This is a genomic window from Phytopseudomonas dryadis, assembly GCF_004327355.1.
In the GTDB taxonomy this organism is placed as follows: Bacteria; Pseudomonadota; Gammaproteobacteria; order Pseudomonadales; family Pseudomonadaceae; genus Aquipseudomonas; species Aquipseudomonas dryadis.
Genome location: NZ_QJUM01000043.1, coordinates 18,132 through 28,230, shown reverse-complemented (window position 1 = coordinate 28,230; position 10,099 = coordinate 18,132). Strand labels below are relative to the sequence as shown.

The 10,099-nt window shown below is 59.6% G+C and carries 7 protein-coding genes and 4 pseudogenes; 10 read left to right on the top strand and 1 reads right to left on the bottom strand.

Annotated elements, in window-relative coordinates; genetic code table 11:
* From DNK34_RS25820 to DNK34_RS24160, 4 genes and pseudogenes are all read left to right on the top strand, one after another.
* Nucleotides 1-127, top strand: a pseudogene (locus DNK34_RS25820) (IS5/IS1182 family transposase); the annotation flags it as partial.
* Nucleotides 126-284, top strand: a pseudogene (locus DNK34_RS24170) (RHS repeat protein); the annotation flags it as partial. The pseudogenes DNK34_RS25820 and DNK34_RS24170, both read left to right, overlap by 2 nt.
* An 18-nt stretch (nucleotides 285-302) precedes the next feature.
* Nucleotides 303-2,648, top strand: a pseudogene (locus DNK34_RS24165) (RHS repeat-associated core domain-containing protein); the annotation flags it as partial.
* A 393-nt stretch (nucleotides 2,649-3,041) separates the two neighbouring features.
* A complete protein-coding gene (locus tag DNK34_RS24160) occupies nucleotides 3,042-3,449 on the top strand; it encodes a hypothetical protein (RefSeq protein WP_131177821.1) in 408 nt (135 codons plus the stop codon).
* A gap of 120 nt (nucleotides 3,450-3,569) precedes the next feature.
* Here the strand turns inward: DNK34_RS24160 and DNK34_RS24155 are convergent.
* Nucleotides 3,570-3,950 (bottom strand): annotated as a pseudogene (locus DNK34_RS24155) (integrase core domain-containing protein); the annotation flags it as partial.
* Between DNK34_RS24155 and DNK34_RS24150 the strand changes: the two are divergent.
* The 6 genes from DNK34_RS24150 to gspH all read left to right on the top strand — a co-directional run bounded on the left by DNK34_RS24150 (nucleotide 3,888) and on the right by gspH (nucleotide 10,099).
* Nucleotides 3,888-4,199, top strand: a complete 312-nt coding sequence (locus tag DNK34_RS24150; RefSeq protein ID WP_131177822.1) for a tyrosine-type recombinase/integrase — start codon at nucleotides 3,888-3,890, stop codon at nucleotides 4,197-4,199. The pseudogene DNK34_RS24155 and the gene DNK34_RS24150 overlap by 63 nt on opposite strands.
* A gap of 302 nt (nucleotides 4,200-4,501) precedes the next feature.
* Nucleotides 4,502-6,034: a Fic family protein gene (locus tag DNK34_RS24145; RefSeq protein ID WP_131177823.1), complete on the top strand. Its 1,533-nt coding sequence runs from the start codon at nucleotides 4,502-4,504 to the stop codon at nucleotides 6,032-6,034.
* 354 nt (nucleotides 6,035-6,388) lie between these two features.
* Nucleotides 6,389-7,906 carry a type II secretion system ATPase GspE gene (gspE, locus tag DNK34_RS24140; protein ID WP_131177824.1) on the top strand — a complete coding sequence of 506 codons (1,518 nt, stop codon included), beginning with the start codon at nucleotides 6,389-6,391 and terminating at the stop codon, nucleotides 7,904-7,906.
* Nucleotides 7,906-9,120 carry a type II secretion system inner membrane protein GspF gene (gene gspF / locus DNK34_RS24135; protein ID WP_131177825.1) on the top strand — a complete coding sequence of 405 codons (1,215 nt, stop codon included), beginning with the start codon at nucleotides 7,906-7,908 and terminating at the stop codon, nucleotides 9,118-9,120. Before gspE ends, gspF begins: the two co-directional genes overlap by 1 nt.
* Nucleotides 9,121-9,170: 50 nt before the next feature.
* Nucleotides 9,171-9,557: a type II secretion system major pseudopilin GspG gene (gene gspG / locus DNK34_RS24130; protein ID WP_242675393.1), complete on the top strand. Its 387-nt coding sequence runs from the start codon at nucleotides 9,171-9,173 to the stop codon at nucleotides 9,555-9,557.
* Nucleotides 9,557-10,099 carry a type II secretion system minor pseudopilin GspH gene (gene gspH, locus DNK34_RS24125; protein ID WP_165497354.1) on the top strand — a complete coding sequence of 181 codons (543 nt, stop codon included), beginning with the start codon at nucleotides 9,557-9,559 and terminating at the stop codon, nucleotides 10,097-10,099. The genes gspG and gspH overlap by 1 nt, the downstream gene beginning before the upstream one ends.

The following is a 10,099-nucleotide window of genomic DNA, read 5'->3' as shown; positions in this document are numbered from 1 at the left end:
TGGCTGGCTGAAAGAAAGCCGAAGAATCGGCACCCGCTACGACAAGCTCGCCAGGAGTTTTAGTGCGATGGTCACGCTGGCCTGCGCACTACGATGTCTACGGCATTACTTTTCGTACAAAACCTAGGACGGAGGCCAGCGGCACGGAGCAAGCCCGTACGATAACGACCGAATGGCATCCCTCGTTGTTTCTGCCATTAACGGTCACCGAACCTGACCGTATCACCCACTACCAGTATGACGACCAGGGAAGACCGCTCAGTCGTACCGTCGAAACCCGCTGATTCAGAAGGATCTGACCGATGAATACCTTGCACCGCGCAAGCCTGCTGGCCGTTGCCCTGACGTCATATTTGGCCTCTGCTGGCCACGCAGCAGAACGCAACTGGAGTTACACCTACAACAGTCTCGGCCTGGTAGAAACGGCCGATGGCCCCCGTACGGACGTCGACGATGTCACCACGTACAGCTACGACAGCCAGGGTCGTCTGACCCAGGTCAGCAACGCCCTTGGCCATCTCTCCCAGTTGTCAAACTTCGATAACTATGGCAACCCACAGACGATAGTCGATGCCAATGGTGTGACCAGCACCCTGACCTACACGCCTCAAGGTTGGCTTGCCTCGACCAGTACTGCTGGCTCCACCACCAGTTTCGAGCACGACGCCATTGGCCAGATCACCAAGGTCACCCGTGGGGACGGCAGTTGGCTGGCCTACACCTGGAGCGATGCTCGCCGGCTGACTCAGATAAGCAACAACCTGGGCGAGATTGTCGAATACACGTACGACGCCATGGGCAACCGCACGGCCCAACGATTGAAGGATGCTTCTGGCACATTGGTGCAGCAACAAACGTGGGCCTATGACGAACTTGGGCGCTTGTTGCGTTCGGTCGGTGCCGAAGGTCAGACGTATAAGTACGGCTATGATCTCAACGACAACCCGACGTTGAGCCGTACTCCGAAACAGCATGACACCAACAGCGCCTACGATGCCCTGAACCGCCTGGTGTCCAGCACGGATCCGCTCGAGGGTGTGACCGGCCTGGCCTACGATGCCCAGGACAACCTGACCCAGGTTATCGACCCGCGCGGCGTTACCACCCGTTATGAATATGATGGTCTCGGCAACCTGACCAAACTGATCAGCCCGGACAGCGGCACCACCACCTACACCCATGATGCCGCCGGTAACGTCATTGGCAAGACCGACGCCCGTGGTGTGGTCACCACCTACACCTACGATGCGCTTAACCGGCAGACTGGCCGGCAGTATCCGGCCACTCCAGCGCTGAACATTCAGTACCACTACGACATTACCGCTGAAGGCAATTACGGCGTCGGCAGGCTGACGGCCATCCAGGATGCGAGTGGCATCACGGGCTATGTCTACGACGCCCGTGGCAATCTGGTGGAACAGGTTCGATCCGTCGAGGTGGCCGGGAGCGACGTCTACGACAACCTCGTCTATGCCTACGACAGCGCAAACCAGTTGATCCGCATTGATTACCCAGCCGGTATCAGCGTGGCGTATCAGCGCAATACCGCAGGCCAGGTAGTTGGTGTCACGACTGCCCAAAACCAACAATCGCCCAATACGTTCGTCAGCGACATCAGTTACCTGCCTTTCGGCCCACTCAAGGGCCTGAGCTGGGCCAACGGCCTGACCCTCTTGCGTAGCCACGATCAGGATTATCGCCTTACCCAACAGAGCGTCGGTCCTTGGCAGGCGAGCTATGCCTATGATGCCAACAGCAATATCGAAAACCTGCAGGGCGGTATCTTCGGTGACCTGCTCTATGGATACGACGAACTGGATCGCCTGACCTAGGAGGAGCACGCGACTCAGCGCCAAGCGTACGCCTACGATGCCGTCGGTAATCGAATCGCCAAGGTTGTGACCCCCCTGAGCAATGGCCAGCCGCAGAGCGACACCACCAGTACCTTGGGCTACGCCAGTAGCAGTAATCGCCTGACCCAGATCGACGGGCAGGCAGTCAGCAGCGATGCTGCCGGAAATCTGACCCAGGATCGTGCCAACCGCCAACTGGACTACGATGCCCAGGGCCGTCTGGCCAAGGTCAGGATCGATGGTAATGTGGTCGCTGAATACCGCTACAATGCCCTCGGCCAACGCACTCATAAGCTGACCAGCAACGCGGTTACCACCTTCCTGTATGGCCCTGACGGCCAGTTGCTCGGCGAAACCCGCTACAGCGCCGACGGCGACAAGTTGAGCAGCCAGTACTACCTGTGGCTCGACAGCCTGCCGCTGGGTGGCCTGGCCCTGACCTACAATGCCAGTGGTGCGGTGGCGGGCAGCACGTCCTTCTACCTCCACGCTGACCACCTCGATACCCCGCGCCTGGCCACCAACCAGGCGGGTGAGGAAATCTGGCGCTGGGCCTCCGACGCCTTTGGCGAGGGGGATGCGATCAGTGCTCCTAACAGCGGCCTACAGGCCATCAACCTGCGCTTCCCCGGGCAGTACTACGACAGCGAAAGCGGGCTGCACTACAACTACTTCAGAGATTACGACCCCGAGACCGGGCGGTATGTGCAGAGTGATCCGATTGGGCTCAACGGTGGGCTCAACACTTATGGGTATGTCGAAGGGAATCCAGTTAACTATATAGACCCCACTGGAGAAAATACTGTCGTCGGAGGAGCCGGAGCAGCAGCGGCCGCAGTATTGCTTTGCACACGGTATCCGGCCGCTTGTGCCGCCGCCGCTGGAGCCTTCTACTGCCTCATTAACCCAGAAGCATGTACACCTAAGAATTGCCCAGCAGATAGCCCCCCTTCTGATGATCCCTACTACTCTCAACGTCCACCAGGAAGCTGGCCTGCTGATGCAGGGGCCAGAGAGTGGGATAAGCGGAATGGGGCTGGAAGAAAAGGACGTGATAAATTTCATGACACCAAGCAAAACAGCCCGTGGCCTGGCGGAAAAGAAAACTGGTCGGTTGATCCGGACACTGGGGATATCTATGATCCAAATGGCGACCCTTATGACAACCTCAATGATTAGTGAGGTTTAATGAATAAGTCTAAATGTATTCGGTTATCCCTTAGGCTGTGGGGGGAGAAAATCAATCATGAATTGATTACTAACACCTTGGGCTTGAAGCCAAGCCATTTCTATGAGCGGGGATACGTTAAAAAATTATCAAGTGGAAAGACAACCACCCCTAAGGATCTAGGGATATGGGTTTATGAAAGAAATATTGAATCCGCTTTTGAGCATGAGCTGGATTCTTTGCTCTGCTCTCTTGCAGGTAAATCGCTAAAAAGTATTGAGGGCGTCCAGATAGCAATATTGGATATTTATCTTGGTCTGTCCGATGAGAACTCATCGCTCTCTGACAGTTATGAGTGCAGAATTCATAACTCTTCTCTACTTCGGCTAGGGGATCTCGGTGTCGACGTAAGAATTACCGTTTCATAACGAAAAATATAAGCAACTAACCTGGATGTCTAAGGGCTGTCATTGGAGCAGGGTGGACAATGCTTTGCTTGTCCACCTTTTTGAACCGCCCCGGGTATCGCGGAGGCTGTTGTGTTTGAGTCAGGCGGCAATTGGGCTTGCTGCCTGACTCTGTTCGTATAGTGCCTCAAACTCCGCTGGCGGCCTATTTCCTATCGGCTCCAGCAGCCGCTGATGGTTGAACCAGGTCACCCATTTCAGCGTTTCCCACTCCAGACTTTCTACGCTTTTCCATGGCCCTCGCTTGTGGATCAGTTCGGTCTTGTAGAGGCCATTGATGGTCTCTGCCAGCGCGTTGTCGTAGCTGTCACCGGTGTTGCCAACCGATGGCTCGATGCCGGCCTCACCCAGCCGTTCGCTGTAGCGAATCGACAGATATTGCGAGCCCCTGTCGCTGTGATGAACCAGCCGGTGAGGCTCTGGCCGACAGGCGTGAAGCGCCTGCTCGAGCGCATCCAGAACAGCAAACTGACTGAGCTTGTTGGCCGATGCATTCGCCGTTCCGGCATCGGTAAGAGCGGCTCCTGTCACGCCCTTCGCCACGCCACTGCGACGCACATGCTGCGCAATGGAGCGGACATTCATTATGTGCAGGAAATGCTCGGGCACCTGTGCATCGAGAGCACCCAAATCTACACCCATGTGACCATCACTGACCTGCAAGGCGTTTACAGCAGATCGCACCCTGCAGCTCGGGGCTCAGGCCGCTGAGGTCGGTTTGGGAGCACTGATGAATTGCGAGCAGCGCGATCACGGAGGCGCGCGCTAGGAGGGCAGAAAAACTAACCCCCTGGTGCGCAGTACGGGACGAGCCCGCCCGAGGCGTGGGGGTTATTCTTGATGCCAAGGCTAATGGCGACGGGGTGTGCAGTCAACCTTGAGGCAGTGCCGGCGGTCTGGCTCGTCTCCTTCGCCAGCCCTGTCATTCTCATGGCCCAGGCAATTAGCTATAAGTTTTTCCAAGAAAAGCGTGTAAATTATAATTTTCTCGTACTTCCTATAGGAAATTCGCCATGCGGCAACCCATTGAGCGAGCCGGATACAGCTGGCTGATCAACGCGCTCGATCTTCGCTGCGCGCCGCTTGATCATGAGTGTGTCATAGGCTCGCGCCCAGCGCGCTCTCAGTCCGCTGGTGGTGCGAAAGTAGAGGTCTTCACCAAGGGGTACGCCAGAGAGCATCGCCCCATCGACCAGATGCTGTTTGCGCTCTCCTACGAAGGGGTAAACCTGGGGGTTCTGGAACGTGCCTTCCAACTTCCCACTGTCCGGGATGACCTGGCTGCGGCAATCGCTAAGAAGCCAGCCAGCGGCTATCTGCGCCGACTCTGGTACATCTGCGAGAACATTGCAGGCCACCCGTTGCCTCTGCCCGACGCCGCCCAGAACATTCCCTATGAGCACCTGCTCCCGCCGGAGAAGTATTTCACCGGCCCAGAGGAGATGTCGCGCAGACATCGGGTGCGGATGAATCTCCTGGGAACGCCTCAGCTTTCAGCGTTGATTACCCGCCAGGGCTGGGCAGACGACAGTCTTTTGAATGCGCAAATAGTCGAGCGCATGCATGACCAGATGGTTGATTTCTCGGTCACCGAGATTGCTAGAGCGGCGCAATACCTGCTGACGACCGAGACCCGCAGTTCCTATGAGATCGAGCATGAGCGCCCAGCGCCTGATCGAATCTTGCGCTTTGTACAAGTGCTGGAACAGGCGGGCCGGCGCCCGCTGGATGAGGAGTTCTTGTTCGACATTCATCGGATAGCCCTCGGTATGGGGCGTCCCGATCCATCCATTGGTGCATACAGGCACCTGCAGAACTGGCTCGGCCGCGGGGATCTCATCCACCTGATTCCGCCGACACCGGAAACAGTGCCTGAGATGATGGAGGAGTGGTTCGTCATGCGTGAGCGCGTCATGCGCAGTGACGCCCCGGCGCTAGTGAAGCTAAATGCGATCGCGCACAGCTTCATCTACATCCATCCTTTCATGGACGGCAATGGCCGGTTGTCTCGCTTCATCATGCAGGACATCCTGGCCAATGAAGGTCTCAACTTGCAGGGCATCATCCTGCCTATCTCTGCCGGCCTTCTGGTCAATCTGGACAGTTACATCGGTACGCTCGACGCGTTGTCACGACGGTTACTTAGCGCCACGCAGTACCACCGGAGGGACTTGACCAGCGATCCTGAGCTGGACGAAGCGCATGCCCATCTGTTCGCCCACCTGGACTTCACTGATCTGCAGGGTGAGATCAATAAGAGCGCGACGCGAGTTCTCGATGGTCTCATGCGCGATGAGGTCAACCATCTGGTCCGGCGTGATAGGTTCAAAGAACAGTTGAATCGCGAGCTGGATCTGTCGAACCGGGATCTTGAGCTGCTTATCGCGGTGATCTATGAGAACAGCGGGCGTGTCTCCAAGCGTAAACGGACGAGATTGTTCCAGCACCTGACGGATGAAGATATTGCGCTAGCAGAGAGCATCTACGCTGATCTGCATGCGCCGGAAACACCAGAGCCTGAGGTGACTCTGGATCCTCTGCAGTAGGCTGCGCTCAGGCTTGAAAAGCCGATAGGTGCTCAAGAACCAGGGAGCGTACCGAGAATTAGTTTGGTGTGTAGTCCAGGGTAAAAGGGTGGATTCCTTATGTCACGGTTCACATGGAGAACAAGCTTCGTCGGCGGACATTCTTCAATTTCCAGGCTGCCTTTGTAGCCCTGCTGGATCGGGGCCTTTGTTCTCGGGTGGGGCACGAACGGGAACTACCCCACAAACCGCACCTCACCCAGTTCCGCGATAGGCCTTCTGTGGTTTAATTGCATCTTGCCATCGCGGTCTGATGCGGTGGTCTGAATAGGCTTTGCGGGCCAGCCCCGTCACCTCCTGCGCAATGGATCTGCGATGTCTGCCACCAGCCTTTCCGATGTTCCTTCTTCTGTTGTCGATGCAACCGCGCTGAGGCGGTTGCCGTTCACCTTTGCCAAGCGGCATGGCGTGCTGTTGCAGGCGACTGAAGCGGGCCCCCGTCTGGTCTATCGGCCGGGTACGGCCTTGACCGCATTGGCCGAAGCGCAACGTTTCGCCGGCCGGTTTCTCGAGTTGCAGGCCATGGACGCCGAGGCGTTCGACGCGGCGCTGAGTGCGGTCTACCAGCAGGATTCCTCGGCGGCCATGCAGATGGCCGAAGGCCTGGGCGATGAGCTAGACCTGGCCAGCCTGGCCGAGCGGGTGCCGGAAACCGAAGACTTGATGGAGCAGGAGGATGATGCGCCGATCATTCGCCTGATCAACGCCATTCTTGGCGAGGCGATCAAGGAAAACGCCTCCGATATCCATGTCGAGACGTTCGAGAAGCGTCTGCTGGTGCGTTTCCGTATCGATGGCATTCTGCGTGAGGTCTTGCAGCCGCGGCGTGAGCTGGCGGCGCTGCTGGTCTCGCGGATCAAGGTCATGGCCAGGCTGGACATCGCCGAGAAACGCGTGCCGCAGGACGGCCGCATGTCGCTGCGGGTGGCGGGCCGTGAGGTGGATATCCGGGTTTCCACTTTGCCGTCGGCCAACGGCGAGCGCGTGGTACTGCGGCTGCTGGACAAGCAGGCCGGGCGGCTGACGTTGCAGCATCTGGGCATGAGCCCGCGCGACCGCGGGCTGATGGAAGAGACCGTCAGCAAGCCCCATGGAATCCTGCTGGTCACCGGGCCTACCGGTTCCGGCAAGACCACGACCCTGTACGCCAGTCTGGTGACCCTGAACAACGGCTCGCGCAATATCCTCACCATCGAAGACCCGATCGAGTACAACCTCGAAGGCATTGGCCAGACCCAGGTCAACAGCAAGGTCGACATGACCTTCGCCCGTGGCCTGCGGGCGATCCTGCGACAAGACCCGGACGTGGTGATGGTCGGCGAAATCCGCGACCGCGAGACCGCCGAGATCGCCGTGCAGGCGTCGCTCACCGGCCACCTGGTGCTGTCGACATTGCATACCAATAGCGCCATCGGTGCCGTTACCCGCCTGGTGGACATGGGGATCGAGCCATTTTTGCTGTCGTCGTCGTTGCTCGGCGTATTGGCGCAGCGGCTGGTTCGAGTGCTCTGTCCCCATTGCAAGGAGGCTTACCAGGCCGACGCCGCCGAATGTGCGTTGCTGGAGATCAAGGCCTCCAGCCCCCCCACGCTGCACCGCGCCAAGGGCTGCGCGCGGTGCAATCAGCTCGGCTACCGCAGCCGTACCGGCATCTATGAACTGGTGGTGTTCGATGATCATATGCGCACGCTGGTTCACAACGGTGCTTCCGAGCAGGAAATGACCGCCCATGCCCGCTCCAGCGGGCCGAGCATCCGTGGCGATGGCCGGCGCAAGATTCTCGAAGGCGTGACCACGGTCGAGGAAGTACTGCGGGTGACCCGAGAGGAATAATGGCTGCTTTCGAATATATCGCGCTCGACATTCGCGGCCTGCAGACCCGTGGTGTGCTTGAGGGGGATAGCGCGCGGCAGGTGCGCCAGTTGCTGCGCGACCGCCAACTGACACCGCTGGAGGTCAGGCAGACCCGCGAACGGCGCAGCGCCGGCAGTGCCCGCTGGAGCCTGCAGCGCGGTCTGTCGGCGGCCAGCCTGGCCCTGCTCACGCGGCAGATGGCGACCCTGGTGCAGGCGGCCATGCCTATCGACGAAGCCCTGAGCGCGGTAGCTGCCCAGAGCGAGACCGGGCGGATCAAGGCGATGGTGCTGGCGGTGCGTGCCAAGGTACTGGAAGGCCACAGTCTGGCCGAGGCGCTGAAGGAATATCCGGCCGCCTTTCCCGAACTCTATCGGGCCACGGTGGCCGCCGGAGAACATGCTGGCCATCTGGCATTGGTGCTGGAGCAACTGGCCGACTACACCGAGCAGCGCCAGCAGTCCAGGCAGCGCATCCAGCTGGCGTTGCTCTATCCGGTGATCCTGCTGGTCGCCTCCCTGAGCATCGTCGGTTTCCTGCTCGGTTACGTGGTGCCGGATGTGGTCAAGGTGTTCGTCAACACCGGTCAGCCGCTGCCTGGCCTGACCCTTGGCCTGATCGCCGCCAGTGATGTGGTCAAGAACTGGGGAGTATTGATTCTGTTGGCCGGCATCGCGGCGGTCTTGCTGACGAAGCGGGCGTTGCGCCGCGAAGCGTTGCAGTTGCGCGCTCACGCCGCCTTGCTGCGCCTGCCGTTGCTGGGACGTCTGGTGCGTGCCACCGACACGGCGCGTTTCGCCTCGACCCTGGCCATCCTGGTTCGCAGTGGCGTGCCCCTGGTCGACGCCCTGGGCATCGCCGCCCAGGTGCTGGCCAATCGCGCCATCCGCGGCAAGGTGGAGATCGCCGCGCAGAAGGTGCGCGAGGGTGGCAGCCTGACCCGGGCTCTGGATCAGAGTGGGGAGTTCCCACCGATGATGCTGCACATGATCGCCAGCGGCGAGAAGTCCGGCGAGCTGGATCAGATGCTGTTGCGCACGGCGCGGAATCAGGAGAACGACCTGGCCGCGCGAATCGCCATGCTAGTGGGCTTGTTCGAGCCGCTGATGCTGGTGTTCATGGGCGCCGTGGTGCTGGTCATCGTGCTGGCGATCCTGATGCCCATTCTTTCCCTTAACCAACTTGTGGGGTAATCGCAGTGCAAGCGCAACGCAAACAGCAAGGCTTCACCCTGATCGAGATCATGGTGGTGGTGGTGATTCTCGGCATCCTCGCCGCACTGGTCGTCCCGCAGGTGATGAGCCGCCCGGATCAGGCCAAGATGACGGTAGCCAGGAACGACATCAAGGCCATTGGCGCCTCCCTGGACATGTATCGGCTCGACAACTTCGCCTACCCCAGCACCCAGCAGGGGCTCGATGCCCTGGTGAAGAAGCCTTCGGGCAACCCGCAACCGAAGAACTGGAACCGCGACGGCTACCTCAAGCAACTGCCGGTCGACCCCTGGGGCAACCCTTATCAGTACCTGGCGCCCGGCACCAAGGGGCCCTACGACCTGTACTCCCTGGGTGCCGACGGCAAGGAAGGCGGCAGTGACAGCGACGCCGACATCGGTAATTGGGAAGGCTGATGCGGCGTGCGCAGGGTTTCACCCTGATCGAGCTGCTGGTAGTGCTGGTGATCATCGGCTGTCTGGTCAGCGTGGCCGTGCTCGCCACAGGCAATCCAAGCAGTGGTCGGCAATTGCGCGAAGAGGCGGATCGCCTCGCGGCGCTGATGACCCTGTTGGTGGATGAGGCCGTGCTCGAGGGGCGCGAATACGGGCTGTTGCTCGACGCCGACAGCTATCAGGTGCTCGTCCATGACAACCTTTCCGAAACCTGGAGCCGGGACTCGTCACGAACTCGGCACGCGATGCCGGGCTGGATGCGCATGGAACTGAAGCTGGACGGCGAGGCGCTGGTACTGCCAGCACTGGCCACGCCCGAGGATTCGCCGGGGGGCACGAACAGGTCGAGCGATGAAGAGCCGCTGGCTCCGCAGTTGCTGTTTCTCTCCAGTGGCGAACTTTCGCCCTTCACTTTGCGCCTGGAGGAGCGGGAGAGGGCGGGGAGCGCCTACGCCCTGGCCAGCGATGGCTACCAGTTGCCTCGGCCAGAGGCGACGCAGTAG

What these genes read in the sequence shown, in the direction of transcription:
- DNK34_RS24150 (WP_131177822.1), top strand. Translation starts at nt 3,888, where the DNA reads ATGAACCAGCCGGTGAGGCTCTGGCCGACAGGCGTGAAGCGCCTGCTC.
- gspG (WP_242675393.1), top strand. Translation starts at nt 9,171, where the DNA reads ATGGTGGTGGTGGTGATTCTCGGCATCCTCGCCGCACTGGTCGTCCCG.
- gspH (WP_165497354.1), top strand. Translation starts at nt 9,557, where the DNA reads ATGCGGCGTGCGCAGGGTTTCACCCTGATCGAGCTGCTGGTAGTGCTG.
- gspE (WP_131177824.1), top strand. Translation starts at nt 6,389, where the DNA reads ATGTCTGCCACCAGCCTTTCCGATGTTCCTTCTTCTGTTGTCGATGCA.
- DNK34_RS24160 (WP_131177821.1), top strand. Translation starts at nt 3,042, where the DNA reads ATGAATAAGTCTAAATGTATTCGGTTATCCCTTAGGCTGTGGGGGGAG.
- gspF (WP_131177825.1), top strand. Translation starts at nt 7,906, where the DNA reads ATGGCTGCTTTCGAATATATCGCGCTCGACATTCGCGGCCTGCAGACC.
- DNK34_RS24145 (WP_131177823.1), top strand. Translation starts at nt 4,502, where the DNA reads ATGCGGCAACCCATTGAGCGAGCCGGATACAGCTGGCTGATCAACGCG.